Here is a 19516-nt window from a genome sequence, read left to right as displayed (position 1 = left end):
CTTTTTATATGTCTAAACGTTGATAGATTTGATCGAGGTTTTTCAAGTGATGTTTAGGATCAAAACAAGTATCAATTTCTGTGGGAGATAATGTTGCTTTAACTTGTTCATTTTCTCTAATTAAAGATTGGAAATCTCCATCGGTTTGATTCCAGGCAATATGGGCGCAAGATTGAACAATTTTGTAGGCTTCTTCGCGGTTAATTCCTTTTTCAACTAAGGTTAATAATACCCGTTGACTAAAGACAACACCGCCATAAAGGTTCATATTGCGCTGCATATTTTCAGGATAAACTAACAGATTCTTGACTAAATCCGTGAGTTCAACTAACATAAAATGAGCCACAGTTGAAGAATCAGGTAAGATCATTCGTTCAACGCAACTATGGGAAATATCCCGTTCATGCCAGAGGGCAACATTTTCTAATGCAGCCACCGCATTTCCCCGAATAATTCGCGCCATTCCGGTTAAGCGTTCACTGCGAATAGGGTTGCGTTTATGGGGCATCGCAGAGGAACCTTTTTGACCTTTAGCAAAAAATTCTTCTACTTCTAAAACATCGGTGCGTTGCAGGTTACGAATTTCTACTGCAAACCGTTCAATACTCGCGGCTAATAACGCTAAAGTTTGCACATATTCCGCATGAATATCCCGGGAAATAACTTGGGTGGAAGCGGTATCGGGTTCGAGTCCTAAATTGCGACAAGCGATTGCTTCTACCCTAGGATCAACGTTAGCATAGGTTCCCACCGCCCCAGAAATTTTGCCCACCGCCACGGTTTGACGCAGACGCACCAAACGTTCCCGGTTACGAAAAACTTCCGCTAACCATCCGGCTAATTTAAACCCAAAGGTGATAGGTTCAGCGTGGATACCATGGGATCTCCCGATCATTACTGTATCTCGATGTTGTTGCGCTTGGTAACGAATAGCCTGACTTAAGGCTTCCGTGCGTTCTAACAACACATCCACACTGGCCACTAATTGCAACGCTAAGGCCGTATCCAAGACATCAGAACTGGTTAAGCCTAAATGAATGTAGCGTCCGGCATCCCCAACATATTCGTTAACATTGGTTAAAAAGGCAATCATGTCATGGCGGACTTCTGCCTCAATTTCCAGCACCCGCTTGATATCAAAATTCGCCTTAGCCTTAATTTCCTCAACGGCTTCCGATGGAATATATCCTAACTCCGCCTGGGCCTCACAGACGGCTATTTCCACTTGTAACCAAGTTTGTAGCTTGTAAGTCTCTGTCCACAAATTGCCCATTTCGGGCAAAGTATACCGTTCTATCATATTCTGGGTTTGGATTTTATCGCTTTGATGTTAAAACAGACGTTAATCGTTCAACAGTAGACTGGTGAAACAGTTGTAGCCCAATTTCCTATCCACTGCATCCGAGCGACGTCACTAACATCCCATTTAGCACAACTATCCTATTTTAACTTTTGATGTGGATTAGCGATCGCAACCCTTAAAAAGTTTCCAAATTATTGTAGAGACTTACCATGGTACGTCTCTACGTTAGGAAATTAATTTTATTGGCAACAATTCTCCAAATTAATATTAATCTAGTTGATTAGGATTAATTCCTAAACGTCGTAATTGTTCTTCCAGTTGTTGTATTTTTTGTTGAGATTGTTGCAGACGTTCTTCGGCGGTTAAATAACGGTTTCCCTGTTGATTATACCAATATAACCAATCTCTGGTAATTCCTACATGGGTTCCCCGTTCTCGACCAATACCTAACTGTAATTCCGGCAACCAAACTCGTTCACCCGCTTGCAATTGGTATGTGCCATTTTCCAGTTTATAAACTTCTAAAGGCGGTTTTCGTTTGCGTAGGGGATTATAAACCACATAATATAATGCCCCCATTTCTGCATAAAACTGTTTCTTTTTCGTATATTCTCCCCGGCGTTTGTGAGACACCACCTCAATAATCAGAATTGGGACTTCTTGTTCTTCCCAAAGGACATAACTCAAGCGTAAATCTTCATCAATAATTCGAGGAACACCCACACTTAAAAAGCCATCGGGAACAATAGCAGGTTGTTCAGGATCATAATAGATTCCCATATCAACCCCAAAAAACCAATCCATGCGTTCAGACCAAATAGAAGCTAGGAGAATTTTCAGGAGTCCGGGGATTAAATCTTGCAGTTCGTTATCCACAGGCGTATCATCAGAATCGGGTAAATCTTCCGCAGAAGGTAAACAAAGACCAGGATTGTATTTTAATAGCATTATGGGGTAGGGGATTAAAAGTCAGGTTATATGTTGATTATAACAAAAGGGAAAGGTTCTATTTTGCTTTAGACTAGGGTTCTCTTGAGTTTTATGATATTATTAATAATATTTCTATTCATCCCTTGACTGAACTAAATCGAACCTTAGTTAGTTTTCAAAAGAAGCATTCTCAGCCTCTCTAGTTGAATATTTACTAGAAAAGTACAATATTAATCAGGGTAATATTTTAGATCCCTTTGCGGGGAGTGGAACAACTTTATTTGCTGCTAATTCTCAGGGAATTAATGCGGAAGGAATCGAATTACTTCCCATTGGTCAGGAAATTATCAATACTAGAAAAATCATTGATTTAGATTTAAGTTTAGAAGATTTAACCAGAATTCAATACTGGAAAAATCAAAAACCTTGGCTAGAAACAAAAGAGTTAGATCCTTTACCCGAACTGAGAATTACAAAAAGTGCTTATCCTGAAGAAACAAAAGCATCTATTGAAAAATACAGGGTTGCTTTATTTCAAGAAAATGAACAGGTAAAAAGCCTATTACGTTTTGCCTTATTATGTGTATTAGAAGAAGTTAGTTATACTCGCAAAGATGGTCAATATTTGCGATGGGATTATCGATCAAACCATCAACAAGGGAAAATACCTTTTAACAAAGGAAAAATCCTCAACTTTGAACAGGCTATTGTTAATAAACTGGATGAAATTATTCAGGATATTCAGCCACCGGGTCAACAATTAGAACTGTTTTCTAAGCATCAACAGAAAGGAATTCTTAAACTTTATAAAGGTTCATGTTTGGATATTCTCCCTACCTTACCTGAAAATGTCTATAATGCAGTGATTACTTCTCCTCCTTATTGTAATCGTTATGACTATACTCGAACCTATGCGTTAGAATTAGCGTTACTTGGCGTGAATGAAAAAGAACTGCTCCAACTTAGACAACAGATGTTAAGTTGTACTGTGGAAAATAAAGCTAAAGATTTATTGAAAATAAATCCAGAATGGAAAACAGCAATTAATATCACAGACAATCAAGATCTATTACAATCTATTTTAAATTATTTAGAGGAACAAAAAGCGCAAGGTTTATTAAATAATAATGGAATTACTAGAATGATCAGAGGCTATTTTTATGAAATGGCTTGTGTGATTCAAGAGTGTGGTAGAGTCATGAAACCTGATACACCTTTAATTATGGTAAATGATAATGTTCGTTATGCCGTGGTCAGTATTTCTGTAGATTTAATCCTCTCAAAAATAGCGGAGGAATTAGGATTTTATATTGAAAATATTTTAGTATTACCCAATGGGAAAGGAAATAGTAGCAAACAAATGGGAATACATGGACGGGAATCTTTAAGAAAGTGTATTTATATTTGGAGAAAGTGCAAATGACACCGAATAACCCCTATCTTCAACATTTAACAAGTAGTGATGATCTGATTACGGATTATCAAGCGACTCGATCAGGTTTTGTTATTTTAGCATTAGAAAAAAACCGGAGAGCAACCCCATTTATTGAACAAGCAAGAACCCTAAAGTTATTTGCATCCCAAGCTAAAATGCCTGCTGATCTTGTAAATATTACAGATATACAACCTGCTTTACTAACAGCCGCAGGATTATCTGAGAAAGCCATAAAATATTTAGAAATTCAAGATAAAATAGAAATTTGGCATCAATTGGAAACAGAACGTTTAGAGAATGCAGCTAATCTAACAAATGATCAGCAAATCGCTTCTATCTGTCGATGGATCTGCCATCTTTAGTTTTTGGTGCGTGCACGGGGCTTACGCACCCTACAATTATTAAAATTTTTGCCTGGATTTTGATTAAGGTTTTGGTGCGTGCGCTGCGATGGCCGCACCCTACGAGTTGGATATAAAAAAATTAAATGACTTTTGTTAATACAAACACACTCCCTACATTTCCCCGTCCGATTCTTAAATCTTCATCTAAATAGGTAATATCTAACCAGCCTTTTTGATCCCGCGCTTGTAAACTAAAATCAATCGCAATGAATTTTTTCCCCTTTTCAATATCCGAAATTAAACTATTAGGAGATTGATACCCAATAAACCTTTGAGAACCAATAATAAAGCGATTAAATTTAACATTAACTCGTTTTTCTGAAACGGGTTCAAATTCTGCGGCTACACTAACTAATCCTTCTAATAGCGGTAAACTTTGAACTTCTGCAATATTATAAACTTTCCGATCCGCAACCCGAATACATTGATAAATTTGTCCTAATTCAAGTAAGGGAAAACGACCAATTCCTAATAATTCATCGCTACTGGTATATAGTAGCCGCCAATTTCCCTCTAACAGTTGAGGAACTTCTAGGGGGCGGGGGTTGGGATTAAATTCTTCCAATTGAGTCAAGGCGGATAAAATAGCGGCTTTATCCCCTGGGGTGGCGAGTAGACCGCGATTTTTCCCCGCAATCATTTCTAATAAAAGGGCTTTTTTGGAGTCAATCATAGTTTTATCTTATGCTTAAATGATTATTAGTTAGCTTTTTTAAATCTATAAGACTCAAAATAGATTTAAAAAATATGATACTGTCCATAACCAATGATTGTGTAAAATTAGATTAAGTCTAACTCAATTCTATTTGACACCGGAAACTAAAAATGCTTAATCCATCCTTACGAGAAATCCCAGCCCATGAACCGGCTGATGTGATTCCTTCCAAACAAGAAATTTCACTGATAGCTTGGTTAGAGTCCACCGGACGTCTAATCGAACGAGATACCGTCAGTAGTACCACAACCGTTGACTATTTGGAGGAGGAAGAAGAAATCTCCGATCTGATTTCCGTTGATGACTCTGCCTATGACGACGATGATGATGATGATGATGATATATCAGAAAGCTAGAAATAGACGCTAGGAAACTAGCGATTTCTGGGATGGTGATTTTGTGGTGTTGAGGATTAAAAATTTTTGTGGATAGCAAACTTTATTCGGTTAAATCATCCAACTGGTCTGGACAAACCCTATTGTTTCTACTGAGTTTAGGGTTGAGTGTATTCGCTCTTAGTTTAGACCGGGTGAACGATAATTTATTTCAAGTTCAAGGCTCGTTATTTTTACCCGTTTTGATTTGTGCGATCGCCGTTTCTATCTTAGGATATTGGGCAATTCCACTTTTAGTCAAGATTAAAGCCGGACAATTCATCCGAGAAGATGGCCCCCAAGCCCATTTACAAAAAGCCGGAACTCCCACCATGGGAGGGATATTTTTTGTTCCTGTGGGAGTTGCGATCGCTTTAATTTTAACTCAATTTAATCCCAATGTGATCGCCGTTTCTACCCTAACCTTAGCCTATGGATTTATTGGTTGGTTAGATGATTGGCAGATTTTAAGACGTAAATCAAATAAAGGGATTTCTCCTCGAATGAAATTGGCGTTGCAGGTAGGTTTTGCGACGCTATTTTGTGTGTGGTTAACATTAACTCAATCTTCCACTTTAACCACCGTTGCTTTACCTTTAGGATTAGCAATTCCCCTGGGATTGTTATTCTTGCCCCTGGCAATTTTTGCCCAAGTTGCTGAAAGTAATGCCACTAATTTAACCGATGGTGTGGATGGATTAATGGGCGGTTTAGGTGCGATCGCATTTTTAGGTTTAGGGGCCTATGTCGCCCCCAGCGCACCGGAATTAACCACTTTTTGTGCCTGCATGAGTGGCAGTTGTTTAGGATTTGTTACCCACAACCGTAACCCCGCAAAAGTGTTTATGGGGGATACGGGAGCCTTAGCATTGGGGGGAAGTTTAGCCACGGTTGCCCTATTAACTAACAGTTTATGGGTGTTATTAATAATTAGCGGAATTTTCTTCGTGGAAACCCTCTCTGTAATTGCTCAAGTTAGCTATTATAAAGCTACAAAAAATACCGAGGGTGTGGGTAAACGTCTGTTCAAAATGGCTCCTCTACATCACCATTTAGAATTATCAGGATGGCAGGAAACCCAAGTGGTCGGGAGTTTCTATTTAATTAATGCTATCTTAGTGTTAATTACCCTGCTTCTAGGATACAATCCTTTCTAGGTTTTTAGCCGAATCATGATTAACCTTTCTGTTGTCATTCCGGTTTATAATGGCGAGACGGATTTGCCGGATTTAATTGAATGTTTGCGATCGCAAACCTATCCGGCAGATCAAGTAGAATATTTATTAGTTGATAACAATAGTCAGGATAATTCTGTTTCTATTGTTCAGGAATTAGCCGCATCTTCTTCAATTAATATTTGTTCATTATCAGAAAATAATATCCAAAGTTCCTATGCCGCTCGCAATGCTGGAATTAAAGTCGCAACCAGTGATATTATCGCCTTTACCGATATGGATTGCCGACCGGAACCCCAATGGTTAGAGCAATTAATTCAGCCCTTTTCTAACCCCAATATTGGTCTAGTAGCAGGTGAAATTATTGCCCTACCCAGTCACAATTTATTAGAAAAATATGCCGATAAACAAGAAACTTTATCCCAAAAACACACCTTAAATAATAGTTTTTTACCCTACGGTCAAACCGCTAATTTAGCCATACGTCGCGTTATTTTTGCACAGGTAGGTTTGTTCCGTCCCTACCTAACTACTGGGGGAGATGCGGATATGTGTTGGCGGATTCAACAACAAACCAATTATCAATTAGAATTAGCATCCCAAGCAATAGTTAAACACCGTCATCGGTCAACTTTAAAAGCATTAAAAAGTCAGTGGCGACGCTATGGAGAATCAAATCGGTATTTGCATGAACTCCATGGGATTAATTTAATGAAAGAGTTAACAACTTCAGAATATTTATATCGGTTAGGACGTTGGTTCTTAAAAGAATTACCCCTGGGTACGGTCAAACTCTTAACCGGAAAAGCCGAAATCGTGGATTTAATTAGTACCCCCATCTCCTTATTTAATGGAAATGCTCGTTTCCAAGGACAACAACAGGCTAAATTATCAGACCAAGCCAAAGTAATTGAACAACTTTAAATAGGATGGTTAAAATGTTTTCCTGTTATCAACTCAATTTTTCGGGTCAACCAAAACCGGAAATTCTTTATGATGGTTTCTGTCCTCTGTGTATTCGTTCCATGACCCTTTTATGTTATTGTGACTGGTTTCAACAATTCAATTATATTCCCGTTGAAGAACAATGGACGACCCTTCAAAAGACCTATCCTCAGCTTTCTTTAGAAGCCTGTTTAGCTGAAATTCATCTCATTTTTCCTAATGGTTCTGTGAAAACAGGTTTCTTTGCATTGCGCGAAATGATTCACTATCTACCCCTTCTCTGGCCGTTATTATTCATCCTTTATTTTCCGGGTGCTTCCCTCTTAGGGCCGAAAATTTATAGCTTTGTGGCTTCCCGGAGAAAACGCTTAACACGATGCAGTTTTGATAGCTGTTCTTTAAAATAAATCATTTTTTTTGATACTTATTAAGAACAATAACTAAAAATATTTTAATGCCTTGACGGTTGCTATAATTCAGATCATAATTGTTTGTTAATCCAATCGCTATGACTCAATTTAGACTATCTCAACAACACTTAAATTTGTTGTCTCTGTGTCCTCGAAAATTTCAATATACCTATTTAGATCAATTAGTTTCACCCACTTCCCCAGAACAGGAAGAACGCATCGCCTGGGGAAATCAGTTTCACTTGTTAATGCAGCAACATGAGTTAGGATTACCTGTGGATTTGTTACTGATCCAAGATCAGGAATTAAAACGCTGTTATGATGAATTTTTAAGTGTAGCATCGGATATTTTTAGGTTAAATTCCGATCCCGCAACCTTCTTTTTTAGAGAAGCAGAACATTACCGTAGTTTGAATTTTAGGAATGATTTATTAGTAGTTATTTATGATTTAATTAAAGCCGAAGAAAAACAAGCACAAATCTTTGACTGGAAAACCTATCCTCGTCCTCAAAATCGCCAACTTTTAGAAAATAATTGGCAAACTCGTTTATATCCCTATCTTTTAGTCGAAACCAGTCAATATTTACCCGAACAAGTTTCAATGACCTATTGGTTTGTTAAGTCTCCTCAAAAACAACCACCTGAATTTTTAAACTTTCCCTATACTCAACAACAACATCAGAAAAATCAACAGGATTTAAACCAACTAATTGATCAATTTCATAACTATTTAGACCGTTATCAACAGGGTGAATCTTTCCCCCAAGTTGATCAAAGTCAAGGACATTGTAAATCCTGTCAATTTGCTATCCGTTGTCAACGGGTTTCCGAAGAATTATCCCTGGATCAACCTTTAAATTCTCTGAATCTATATAATATTGATCAAGTCCAAGAAGTTATAATTTAAAGAAATCATCATTCCTATGTGGCAAATTCAACCAAATTTAGATACTCCTGATTGGATTATCCCAATTATTCAAGAGTACGCTCCTCAAATTTCAGGGAAATATGTGGCTCAATTATTATTACATAGAGGTATACAAACCCCTCAACAATTGCTAGGGTTTTTAAACTATAATTGTTATCAACCATCTAGTCCATTTGAATTTGGAATAGAGATGGAAAGGGCAATTGAGCGATTAATTTTAGCCCGAAATCAACAAGAAATTATCACAATTTGGGGGGACTTTGATGCCGATGGAATTACCGCAACTTCCGTATTATGGGATGGATTAGGACAGTTTTTTAACCAAGAAAATCAGCAGTTATCCTATTATATACCCAATCGTTTAACCGAATCTCATGGATTAAATTGTGCTGGAATTGATCAATTATATCAACAGGGATGTCAGTTAATAGTTACTTGCGATACCGGAAGTACCAACTTAAAAGAAATTGAATATGCGAATCAATTAGGCATTGATATTATTGTTACCGATCATCATACTTTACTTGAAGAAAGACCTCCAGTAGTTGCTATTATTAATCCCCGTTATTTATCTTTAGATCATCCTTTATATCATCTATCGGGGGTGGCGGTTGCTTATAAATTAATTGAAGCATTATATGAAACTTTGCCCGATATTCCCCAACGTCCCTTAGAAGATTTATTGGATTTAGTCGCCATTGGTTTAATTGCTGATTTAGTTCAACTTAAAGGAGATTGTCGCTATTTAGCTCAATTAGGAATAAAAAAATTACAACAACAATTAAAAAATCCTACCCGTCCAGGGGTTGTCAAACTGTTAGATTTATGCAAACGAACAGGCGATCGTCCTACCGATATTTCCTTTGGTCTTGGCCCTCGAATTAATGCCGTGAGTCGCATTTATGGGGATGCTAAATTCTGTGTTGAACTTCTAACCAGCAAGGATAAAAAACGCTGTCAAGAATTAGCGATAGAAACCGAATTAGCTAATACCCGGCGCAAAGGATTACAAAAAGAAGTTAGTCACGATGTGATGAAAAAATTAAAAAAAATTGACCTATCTACAACTCAAGTTATTGTGTTATCTGATCCGCAATGGCAAGGAGGAGTTTTGGGTTTAGTGGCGGGTCAAATAGCTCAAGAGTATGGACGACCGACCATTTTATTAAGTACAGAAGGAAGCATAGATTTAAGCAATTATCAGCAGGAAATTAGCGATAATTCAGAAGTAAAATTAGCCAGGGGTTCTGCTCGTTCAGTGAATCAAATTGACTTATATGAATTAGTCAAAAGTCAAGCCCATCTTTTGCATCGTTTTGGGGGTCATCCCTTCGCCGCCGGGTTGAGTTTGCCAATAAAAAATATTCCGATATTTATAGATGCAATTAATCGCCAAATGCGAGAAAAATTAGAATCTGATTTGTCGGACATTGGACAACGAAATATTCAAGTTGATTTAGTTTGTACCGTTGCCGAATTAGGGTTTGATTTATTTCAGGAATTAAAACTATTAGAACCCTGTGGTATGGGAAACCCAGTTCCTAAAATATTAATTAAAAATTGTTGGTTTACTAATGCTTGGAATACTTCAGAAAAGGATTTAAGAGGGAAAAAAGTTCAATATATTAAAACCACCTTTGAACTATGGGATCAGTCTATATCAACTGGATTTCCTGGGGTATGGTGGGGACATTATAAAGATGAGCTACCCGAAGGAATATTAGATGTGATTGTAGAACTCGATTTTAATACCTTTAAAGAACAATATGAAATTAGAATCTTAGAATTACGTTTTGCTCAAGATCAGAATCCTCCAGCCTCTATTAATCTTGCTAACCATCCTATTTTAGATTATCGTAATCAAAACTTTAATCAACCTTTATCTGATCACTTATTAATTCTCAATGACTGTCCCACCTGTTGGGAAGATTTACAATCTTGGTTTCGCCGCGCCCATACTGAAAAAAGACCTTTAGTGATCGCTTATACCCTACCCGAATTATTACCGCCTGAAAAAATTTGGGAACAACTGATCGGTATTGCCAAATATCTCAGTCGCACCCATCAACCCGTGACTATTCAACAACTCCGAAATCAATTAAATTTAGGAGTGATTCCCTTAAAAATTGGTTTTAAAATCTTGCAACAATTAGGATTTGATATTGAATATCAGGATCAAAAGTTAGATATTAGCTGGGAAAAATTATCCAGTTTTTATGCTTCTGAAACCCTGAATCAATTAATCCAAAACTTCCTAGATACCATCCAAGAAGAACAGTTTCGCCGTCGATATTTCTGTAAAATTCCCTTGTCAACCCTCGAATCAATCGCGATTCAAACCATCATCAAGGAAGGTAACAAAAACTGAACTTAAAAATTTAAAATAATGGAAGTTAAGATTCATGAATCGGGAATGATCCATTTTTCCTAATCCTGTTGTATAATAAAAAATCGTACCCTTAAAATATCCCTGTGTGATTTCTAAAAAGGCAGGGAATCTAACTATGGTCGTTTGTCCCCAGTGTCAATTTGAAAACCCTAATCTAAATAAGTTTTGCCAAAGCTGCGGTACTTCCCTTACCCAGAAATATTGTCCTGAATGTGCGGCTACCGTTCCCCTAAATACCCTGGAATGTCACAACTGCGGGACAGTAACTGGAACAGTTTATCTAGCCGTGGTTAGCCCTTCGTCCTTAGTCGCTGCTCAACCTGATCAATTAGAATCTTTAAATAATGACCATTTAGAGGGGGCCAATACCGTCGAGGAAGCGATTTCAGATCGAATTGAGACTGAACCCCTTACTCCTGAAACCCCTCAAGAGTCAGACCCAACACCTGCAGCTATTGAACCCGAAGAAGAAATTTTCTCCCAAGCAGATATCGAAGCCATCACCATCGCCCCCCAGGATGCCCTGAGTCCCTCCGGTGAACCGTCATCGCAGGATATGGAATCGCTCGAACTCCCTATTGGAGCCTATTTAGACCCCCAACAGCGTTATCAACTCCTCGAACCCTTACCTCCGCTACAGTCAGGAGAAACCCTGACGGTGAAGGTTTTAGATACCCAGCCCTTGCAGGTGTCTCCCCTAAAAGCCCTAGAAAAACAAGATTCTACCCCATCAGATAAGCAATTACAGACCTTTATTATTACGGCGGCACAACCCTATTTTTCCTTAGCTTCCGAGCATTCTAACTATTTCCCTCGCTTACAAGATGCCTGGGAACAGCCTTTCTATAGTGTGATTATTTTAGAAGATTTTACTAATTTCCCCCTATTATCTGACCTGTGGAGTAACAAGAAAAACACAGCCAAACAAATTGTTTATTGGTTAGAGGACTTAGTAAAACTCTGGGTATTGTTGGAACCTTGGAACTGTCGTCAAAGTTTATTAGAAATTCAGAATTTAAGGTTTTTTTCTGAAGATTCTCAACAGTTATGTTTAAAACAATTGTATTTTGAATCGCCCAATTCTGCCCTGAGTTTATCGGATTTAGGATTATTATGGCAGGAGTTATTTGAACAATCCCAACGGACTTATGTAGGTTCCTTAAAAGAAAAATTACGCGATTTAATTGAAGGAAAAATTCAAACCGTTGAACAATTGCAAAAAGATTTAATGGTAGTTTTAGATGAAATTAATTTTCCCTCAACCTCAACCCCCCAACCGATAGATCGAACAGCAACCCCGCCATCGAGCTTAAATCAAGCTCCAACGGTAATTCCGGCTCAGAAACTCAAATCCCTAGAAGCGGTGGGACGTACCGATATCGGACGTCAACGGGATCACAATGAGGACTGTTTTGGGATGGAAACCCAAATCAAGATTCAAGAAACACCCCAGGGACAAACAAGCTCCGTCCGGGGTTTATATATTCTCTGTGATGGGATGGGAGGACACGCCGGAGGGGAAGTGGCGAGTCAAATGGCGGTTGACACCCTGAAAGACTATTTTCAAAACCAATATCCCCATGGACTCCCCACGGCAGAAATCCTACAGGATGCAATTCTTCAGGCAAATGAAGCGATTTATACTGAAAATCAACAGGGAGTCCGTTCCGGTGTGGGTCGCATGGGTACAACCTTAGTGATGGCCTTAGTGGTTGGTCACCAAGTGGCGGTGGCTCATGTTGGAGATAGTCGGTTATATCGTTTAACTCGCACCCATGGGTTACAGCAAGTTACCGTTGATCATGAAGTCGGACAACGGGAAATTCAAAAAGGAATTGATCCAGAACTGGCCTACTCTCGTCCCGACGCCTATCAATTAACCCAAGCCCTAGGGCCGAGGGAGGAGCAGTTTGTTCATCCAGAGGTTCAGTTTTTGGAAATTGAGGAAGATACGGTTCTAATTATAGCATCCGACGGCTTAACGGATAATAACCTCTTAGAAATATTCTGCGAAACCCAACTTGAACCCTTACTCAAGCCCGAAACCCCTTTATCCACAGCAGTAGACAGTTTAATTGCTCTGGCGAATCAACATAATGGTCACGATAATATTACGGCTATTGTAGTTCGAGCTTGGGTTTAGGGGAAGGGGTGTCTCAACCTAGTGAGTCTTTTAGGACTCTCTTAGAGAGAGCATAGGGAGGTTGTTTAACAGAGTAAGTTTTGTTAACAAATGCTAACGTATGTTATAGTTTAAGACATGGCATACATACCACTCAGAAAAGCGGTCGAATTTCTGGATCTGCATCCAAATACGTTGAGAAAAAACGAAACTATTAAATACTTACAGCAACCTGATACAAAAGCCAAAAAGTATCGGTAAACTCATTACCCATTAATCATTACCTATTCGTAATTCTCTTAACTGATAACTGAATTTATGTTAATTCTAACGTTGTTAGACCCCCAACAAAAAACCCCCCTGCGACAGTGGACATTTGCACAGGAGGCGGTAATTCGAGTTGGACGGGCGGCGGATAATCAAGTTGTAATCGTTGATTCCTTGGTTTCCCGTTATCATCTGGAGTTACACCGTCCAACGGATGAAACCCTGAATTCCCTTTGGTTACTCGTGAGTAAGGGAACAAATGGAACCTTTGTGAATGGGGTTCTCATGAATCAGGGTTTAGTCGGGGATGGTGCTTTAATTGAATTAGCAAAAGATGGCCCCTTATTGCAAATTCAACTCCAGGCCAGTGTCATTGCTATTCCGGCCACTCCTCCCTCCTGCAAACATCAAGGGAATACGCCGGGGAATTTATTCTGTATTCATTGTGGGCTTCCCATTCTGGTTGAACGCACAATCCGACAATATCAAGTATTGAGAACCATCGGACAGGGAGGAATGGGAACAACCACCCTAGCCTGGGATTCTACCACGGCTAAATCGGCTGTCCCTGTTGTCGTTGTTCTCAAAGAAATGAATGCGGATATGGCACAAATTGCCAAGGCCCAAGAATTATTTGAACGGGAAGCCCGTACCCTAAAAGCCTTAAACCATGGGGGAATTCCCCAGTTTTATGACTTTTTCGTGGAAGATGGCAAAAAATATTTAGTCATGGAAATGATCCATGGCACCGATCTGGAACAGTATATCCATCAACGGGGGCCAGTAATTCCCCAACAGGCGATCCAGTGGATGATTCAAACCTGCGAGATATTAGACTATATTCACTCCCTCGATCCGCCTCTAATCCACCGAGATATCAAGCCTGCCAATTTGCTGTTGCGGAGACGGGATCACCGCATTGTAGTTTTGGACTTTGGAGCCGTGAAGGAAATCGGAACGCCGCCCGGAACCCGCATCGGGGCTGAAGGATATAGCGCTCCTGAACAGGATCGAGGACAACCCCTGACTCAATCGGATTTATATGCGATCGGTACAACCTTAATTTTTTTACTGACCGCCGAAACACCCCTCAAATTCTATGGTAAACGAGGGAATAGTTATGGTTTTGAACTCGATAACGTTCCCACGATTACGCCTCAACTGCGAAAAGTGATTGAACAAGCCACGGAATACCGACCCAAGGATCGCTATCCAACGGCTCAATCTCTATCTCAAGCTTTAGCCCAGTGCCTAAATTGATCAAATCGTGAGGAAGATTTATGCAAAGCAGGAGGAAAGAGCAAAGGACTAAAAGCCACGGATAGAGAAATACAAAACTTTAGACAGTGGAATTTGAAAGGATGAATTTTTGATTGATTATAGACCGACTGAAATCAAGGAGAGTTTGAGAAATAGGTTTCTAATCTTCGTCTTCATCCCAAGCTTCAACGGCTAATAACTCGCTGAGTGGATCTTGCATGGAGAAACCAAATTCTAACAATTCCTGTTTCCAATATTTCCATTCATCGCCATAGAGAAGGGCAATTTTCCATAGACTATCGGAAGGTTTGATAATGTCAGACTTGACCAGGGAATCCACCTGACGCTGTAATTTATCCATCGGGTGTATAACCTTTTGGCTCATAATACCTCTTAAGTTGTTCTAATTTCTAAAGGGTTAACGCTTTCCAACCTGAACGATTTTTCTTTGCATACAGGGCTGATGCCACTCAAAGCAACTTCCTCGATCATGAGTATAGCATAAACTTTGAAAAAGCAATCTTTTTTTTAATTTAGGTGTTAATTCTCGATGACGATGGCTTGAATTTCACCCTAAAGCCAATTATAGCGGGGAAAACCAAAAAGTGTAATCCCAACTTATTGACTAGGAATCGCTCTCTAATTAATCGGTATCCGTAATACACAATACCCAAACTTGATAGTTTCGCTTATCAATTCCAAACCAAGTCACATCCCAAGAAACGCCCGCGAACCACTCTGTCCAAGGTTCTTGAGAAATATACATCTGAATTTCATCATAGCGACTTCCAAACAAAGTCTCACAAAATTTCATCCCGATATCCTTGGCTTGTTTCGCAGTTCCTTCAAATTCTTCATCTGCGCCACCTAAAAATAAAGCCTCTGCTAATTCTCCATCTAAGGTGAAAGCACTGGTATCTTCCGTTAGGTCTAGGTCTGTGGTTAAAGGGGTTTCAATTTCTAAAGCTGATAAACCATCCATCACTGGGGGTAAGGTAACAAACTGTTCAAAAAAATTAATTTCATTCAGTAAGTCCCTGGAGCCAAACCAATTTAACACCGCATGGGGAGAAACCTTAAATCGGGCGAACTCCGCACCCCCATTAACCAAAATTTTTCTTAATTCTTGGAGGAGTTTATTAACAGATGGATCTTCTAGGGGGGTATATACGACTTGTAATTCTTGCCACATTTGCTCAATTTCTTCTTCCGAAGGGCGGTATTGGTCTCGATTAGGAACTAACATCAATGTTGATCTCCAGTTAACAATATTTTATATACTTTACTTGAGTCTTTAAAAACTCACAAGATTATTTTCAAAAAATATTATAAAAGTTAACAGAATTAATAGGGGTTTTTATGGTACTTGTTGATTCTTTTCAGAATCAGCGATCACACTGTAAAATAAAAACGGATGAATATTATTTTAGTCTAGTACATCCTAATACTCAGGTTGGGTTAACTGCGAGCGCTTCTGTTGAAACTGGGTTTCTTTAGTTTTTACGATCGCATTCTTAAAAAAAAATATATTATAAACAATAACCCAATTCAAAAGCACTTTATGAACATTACCGATATTCGCAATCAAGTTAAACAGTATGTTGATCAGCTATCTCCTGAAAAACTCATGGTAGCTGCGGATTTTTTATCATATTTAGCAGAACGAGAAAGTCAAGAAGCAACAGAAAAATTACTTAAAATTCCTGGGTTTAAAGAATCTTTTGAAAAAGGCAAGGAAGATGTTTTAGAAGAGCGATTAATTTCTGTTGATAAACTCAAAAAACGAAAAATTTTGATTAATACCCTACAAGGAAAATATGCTCATGCTTCCACCAGTAGTGAAGATTTTGCTCAACAAAAACAAAAGGATATTGACTGGGAGGAACGCAACGGATGAATATTATTTTAGATGCTTGTGCTGTGATTGCTTTTTTGCGGAATGAAACGGGTGCAGATATTGTTAGAGAAACCCTGGTTAATCAAGATCACACTTGTATGGTTCATGCCATTAACCTTTGTGAAGTTTACTATGATTTTTATAGGGATATTGGCGAAGCAGAAACAGAACAACTGATACAGGAATTAACTAATATTAATATAATCACTCGTTACGATTTAGATGCCATGTTTTGGCGAACGGTTGGACGTTATAAAGCAAGTATAAAACGAATTTCTTTAGCCGATTGTTTTGCCCTAGCTTTAGCTAAGAAAGAAGCAGGAATATTGCTCACATCTGATCGCAAAGAATTTGAACCTGTAATAGTTCTTAATATTTGTCAGATTACTTTTATTCGTTGATTATGTTCCATTATACTTAACCTTAAATTGTTAAAAGTATATTTTAAAAATGCGTTGAAACCCGGCTTCTCAACTAATCAGAAACCGGGATTCTTGGTTTTTAAGACAATTTTAAACCGTACAAATTTCGGTTAACGTAGCCACGAAATTCGGATAAGAAATTCCGGCAGCTTCGGCGCGGTGAATAGTAGTTTTTCCTTGACAATTCAAAGCCGCGATCGCTAAACTCATGGCAATTCTATGATCCGTATCGCTATCAACTTCTGTCCCATTTAAAGGAAAACCCCCGGTAATTTCTAAACCGTCGGGACGTTCACTAATTTTAGCTCCTAATTGACTCATTTGAGTCGCCATTACCGTAATCCGATCGCTTTCTTTCACCCTTAATTCTTCCGCATCTTTAATAATAGTTGTCCCCTCAGCAAAAGCCGCAGCCACCGCCAAAATCGGAATTTCATCAATTAATCTAGGAATAATATCCCCCCCAATTTCACAGGCTTTTAACAGACTATATTTAACTCGAATATCCGCCACGGGTTCCCCCGCCACAGTCCGTTCATTGTCTAATTGTAAATTCGCTCCCATTTTTTCTAAGGCTTCTAAAATCCCTGTGCGAGTCGGGTTTACCCCCACATTTTCCACGACTAATTCCGACCCGGGAACAATGGCCGCCGCCACTAACCAAAAAGCCGCCGAACTAATATCCCCCGGAACTACAACGTGCTGACCGTGCAGTTCTGCTGGCCCTTTAACCGTTACACTATAAGTATCCGGTTCAACGGTTAAATTAGCCCCAAATGCCCTTAACATTCGTTCACTGTGATCCCGGGACAGGGCGGGTTCGGTAACGGTGGTTTCCCCCTCCGTCATCAACGCGGCTAACAGAATACAGGATTTCACCTGGGCTGAAGCAATGGGGGAAACATAATGAATGGGGCGCAGGGCTTGACCCTGAACCGCTAGGGGTGCATAAGATCCCCCTTGACGGCCCCAAATGGTGGCCCCCATCTGTTGTAAAGGTTTAGTAACACGGGACATGGGGCGACGTGCCAGGGAACTATCCCCGGTGACACTAAAAAATCGTCCGGGGTGGGAGGCGAGTATTCCTAACATTAATCGTAGGGTTGTACCGGAATTTCCGGCGTCTAAGACTTCCAGGGGTTCTTGCAGATTACCCAGTCCAATGCCTTTGACTTCTACCCGTTCGGAATTTAACTCGGAAATTTCTGCCCCCATCCGAGAAAAACATTGGGCGGTGCTGCGGGGGTCTGCTCCTAACAATAACCCTTCGATGGTGGTGACACCCTGGGCTAAGGCTCCTAACATTAAAGCCCGATGGGAAATTGACTTATCCCCAGGAATGCGGATGCGACCTTGTAAGGATAATCCCGATTTGGGGGGGTGTATTGTTAATATTTGCTCAGTTTCTCTATTTTCTGTTGTTACGATAGTCTCTTGCATTTTATGATTTTAGATTAGGCCACTGATTTCTAAAAGTGATCCTACCGCTTTCTCGACCCTAAGCAAATTGGAAACATCGAGAATTTTACCTAATATTGAGATGAGTTATGTTAACACACTATCGTGTCCCCGTGAGTCTGTCTTTAGTTGCCATAGACTTACCCCTTCGCTCTTTAATTGAGGGGTCGGCAACCCTCTATCAGAAGGAGCGCGACCAGTTCCATTTATTGTTACATGAACCTGCCTTAGTGGAATGGGAGCCTGATATTTTGCCCCAGGAAACGCCAAAACCTCCCCAGAAACCCCGGTTATTGTGGCTGGAGGTGTCTCCCTATCGGGCGGTGATGACGATGCAGGGACAGGGAAAATATAGTTATCGTCATTTATGGCAACAGGGAATGTATGGCTTGAGTCGCTATTATTTACAAACGGATTTACAAGCTATAGGCAGTCAATTGCGTCTGCGTAATTTTACTCGGAAGTTGGAATTAGTCGGACATCCTCTACCGGAATATGTGCGTTTGGAATACGAACTCTGGTCAGAAAATTTGCAAATGGGTCGTTATGTTTTAAGTCTGGAAATTCACCATTAGGGTTTTTTACTGGGGCAATAGTTGACTAATTCTTTGAATAATGCCTCATTATTTGTAGCAATTTGTTTGGCTTTTTGACCATTTTCTTCGACATTTTTTTGAGCTTCTAATAGTTGTTTTTTCCCTTCTGGAGTAACGGGCACTTTCTCCGCAATAGTTAGGGATTCAGCGATTTGTTTTAGACTATTGGAGAGGTCTTTAAACTGTTTGGTTGAGTTTTTCTGAAAGGTTTGTAGGGATTTATCTTTAATCGTTAGGGTTTCTATCTCCTTAGCAATACTGTTTAATTCTTGAGACAGTTGTTGTGTGGTTTTCCCATCTAATTTAGGACTGAGGTTAACTACTAGGGTTTGACCTTCATTGATCATATCCATAAGTTTAATGCAGTCAGCGGGTTTACTGCTACAACTGTTTAGGGAAAATGCGATCGCAACAACGGTTACGATCTTTAATAAATAGGGGTTAAAACGCATAAATATTATATTAATTTTAGTGAAATGGTGCGG

General features: G+C 39.4%; 20 protein-coding genes and 1 pseudogene. 14 read left to right on the top strand and 7 right to left on the bottom strand.

The window, feature by feature from the left end:
- Window positions 1–4 precede the first annotated feature (4 nt).
- On the bottom strand, window positions 5–1300 hold the full coding sequence (purB, locus tag NMG88_RS09125; RefSeq protein WP_042155761.1) for an adenylosuccinate lyase: 1296 nt from the start codon (window positions 1298–1300) through the stop codon (window positions 5–7).
- A gap of 270 nt (window positions 1301–1570) precedes the next feature.
- Window positions 1571–2251, bottom strand: coding sequence for a Uma2 family endonuclease (locus tag NMG88_RS09120; RefSeq protein WP_042155763.1), 681 nt, complete (start codon window positions 2249–2251; stop codon window positions 1571–1573).
- A gap of 181 nt (window positions 2252–2432) precedes the next feature.
- On the opposite strand from NMG88_RS09120, the pseudogene NMG88_RS22480 reads away from it, so the two are divergent.
- The 3 genes and pseudogenes from NMG88_RS22480 to NMG88_RS09110 form a co-directional block, all read left to right on the top strand.
- A pseudogene (locus tag NMG88_RS22480) lies at window positions 2433–2546 on the top strand (DNA methyltransferase); the annotation flags it as partial.
- A gap of 312 nt (window positions 2547–2858) precedes the next feature.
- On the top strand, window positions 2859–3656 hold the full coding sequence (locus NMG88_RS09115; protein WP_254035351.1) for a hypothetical protein: 798 nt from the start codon (window positions 2859–2861) through the stop codon (window positions 3654–3656).
- Window positions 3653–4030, top strand: a complete 378-nt coding sequence (locus NMG88_RS09110) for an AvaI/BsoBI family type II restriction endonuclease (protein WP_042155765.1) — start codon at window positions 3653–3655, stop codon at window positions 4028–4030. The genes NMG88_RS09115 and NMG88_RS09110 overlap by 4 nt, the downstream gene beginning before the upstream one ends.
- Window positions 4031–4151: 121 nt before the next feature.
- Here the strand turns inward: NMG88_RS09110 and NMG88_RS09105 are convergent, their stop codons facing one another.
- Entirely contained in the window at window positions 4152–4745 is a 594-nt protein-coding gene (locus NMG88_RS09105; RefSeq protein WP_235751872.1) for a PAP/fibrillin family protein, read from the bottom strand.
- Window positions 4746–4897: 152 nt separating this feature from the next.
- On the opposite strand from NMG88_RS09105, the gene NMG88_RS09100 reads away from it, so the two are divergent.
- The 8 genes from NMG88_RS09100 (at window position 4898) to NMG88_RS09065 (ending at window position 14658) form a co-directional block, all read left to right on the top strand.
- Complete coding sequence (locus NMG88_RS09100; protein ID WP_254035350.1) at window positions 4898–5143, top strand: DUF3134 domain-containing protein; 246 nt, start codon at window positions 4898–4900, stop codon at window positions 5141–5143.
- 68 nt (window positions 5144–5211) lie between these two features.
- Complete coding sequence (gene mraY / locus NMG88_RS09095) at window positions 5212–6318, top strand: phospho-N-acetylmuramoyl-pentapeptide-transferase (RefSeq protein ID WP_227364995.1); 1107 nt, start codon at window positions 5212–5214, stop codon at window positions 6316–6318.
- Window positions 6319–6333: 15 nt separating this feature from the next.
- Window positions 6334–7260: a glycosyltransferase family 2 protein gene (locus NMG88_RS09090; protein WP_042155774.1), complete on the top strand. Its 927-nt coding sequence runs from the start codon at window positions 6334–6336 to the stop codon at window positions 7258–7260.
- 5 nt (window positions 7261–7265) lie between these two features.
- Window positions 7266–7688 (top strand): thiol-disulfide oxidoreductase DCC family protein, encoded by a 423-nt coding sequence (locus NMG88_RS09085; protein ID WP_081692328.1) that lies wholly within the window; start codon window positions 7266–7268, stop codon window positions 7686–7688.
- Window positions 7689–7789: 101 nt separating this feature from the next.
- Window positions 7790–8599 (top strand): PD-(D/E)XK nuclease family protein, encoded by an 810-nt coding sequence (locus NMG88_RS09080; protein ID WP_026798034.1) that lies wholly within the window; start codon window positions 7790–7792, stop codon window positions 8597–8599.
- A 16-nt stretch (window positions 8600–8615) separates the two neighbouring features.
- Window positions 8616–10988, top strand: a complete 2373-nt coding sequence (gene recJ, locus NMG88_RS09075; RefSeq protein ID WP_227364993.1) for a single-stranded-DNA-specific exonuclease RecJ — start codon at window positions 8616–8618, stop codon at window positions 10986–10988.
- Between the two features lie 136 nt (window positions 10989–11124).
- A complete protein-coding gene (locus NMG88_RS09070; RefSeq protein WP_235751874.1) occupies window positions 11125–13152 on the top strand; it encodes a serine/threonine phosphatase in 2028 nt (675 codons plus the stop codon).
- A gap of 297 nt (window positions 13153–13449) precedes the next feature.
- On the top strand, window positions 13450–14658 hold the full coding sequence (locus tag NMG88_RS09065; protein WP_042155779.1) for a protein kinase domain-containing protein: 1209 nt from the start codon (window positions 13450–13452) through the stop codon (window positions 14656–14658).
- A gap of 160 nt (window positions 14659–14818) precedes the next feature.
- On the opposite strand, the gene NMG88_RS09060 is transcribed toward NMG88_RS09065, so the two are convergent.
- Both NMG88_RS09060 and NMG88_RS09055 read right to left on the bottom strand, forming a co-directional pair.
- Complete coding sequence (locus NMG88_RS09060; protein WP_026786154.1) at window positions 14819–15043, bottom strand: DUF4327 family protein; 225 nt, start codon at window positions 15041–15043, stop codon at window positions 14819–14821.
- Window positions 15044–15301: 258 nt separating this feature from the next.
- A complete protein-coding gene (locus NMG88_RS09055; RefSeq protein WP_026786155.1) occupies window positions 15302–15904 on the bottom strand; it encodes a hypothetical protein in 603 nt (200 codons plus the stop codon).
- 315 nt (window positions 15905–16219) lie between these two features.
- On the opposite strand from NMG88_RS09055, the gene NMG88_RS09050 reads away from it, so the two are divergent.
- Window positions 16220–16555, top strand: a complete 336-nt coding sequence (locus NMG88_RS09050) for a hypothetical protein (protein ID WP_235766029.1) — start codon at window positions 16220–16222, stop codon at window positions 16553–16555.
- Window positions 16552–16956: a type II toxin-antitoxin system VapC family toxin gene (locus NMG88_RS09045; protein WP_042155783.1), complete on the top strand. Its 405-nt coding sequence runs from the start codon at window positions 16552–16554 to the stop codon at window positions 16954–16956. Before NMG88_RS09050 ends, NMG88_RS09045 begins: the two co-directional genes overlap by 4 nt.
- A 111-nt stretch (window positions 16957–17067) precedes the next feature.
- On the opposite strand, the gene aroA is transcribed toward NMG88_RS09045, so the two are convergent.
- Window positions 17068–18417, bottom strand: coding sequence for a 3-phosphoshikimate 1-carboxyvinyltransferase (aroA, locus tag NMG88_RS09040; RefSeq protein WP_254035349.1), 1350 nt, complete (start codon window positions 18415–18417; stop codon window positions 17068–17070).
- 107 nt (window positions 18418–18524) lie between these two features.
- Here aroA and NMG88_RS09035 point away from each other — a divergent pair, with 107 nt between their 5' ends.
- Window positions 18525–19010 carry a hypothetical protein gene (locus NMG88_RS09035; RefSeq protein WP_042155788.1) on the top strand — a complete coding sequence of 162 codons (486 nt, stop codon included), beginning with the start codon at window positions 18525–18527 and terminating at the stop codon, window positions 19008–19010.
- On the opposite strand, the gene NMG88_RS09030 is transcribed toward NMG88_RS09035, so the two are convergent.
- Entirely contained in the window at window positions 19007–19483 is a 477-nt protein-coding gene (locus NMG88_RS09030; RefSeq protein ID WP_254032391.1) for a hypothetical protein, read from the bottom strand. The genes NMG88_RS09035 and NMG88_RS09030 overlap by 4 nt on opposite strands.
- Window positions 19484–19516: the final 33 nt, after the last annotated feature.

Origin of the sequence: Planktothrix agardhii, from assembly GCF_904830935.1 — a bacterium.
Classification (GTDB): domain Bacteria; phylum Cyanobacteriota; class Cyanobacteriia; order Cyanobacteriales; family Microcoleaceae; genus Planktothrix; species Planktothrix agardhii.
This window is presented reverse-complemented; position numbering and strand designations above follow the sequence as displayed.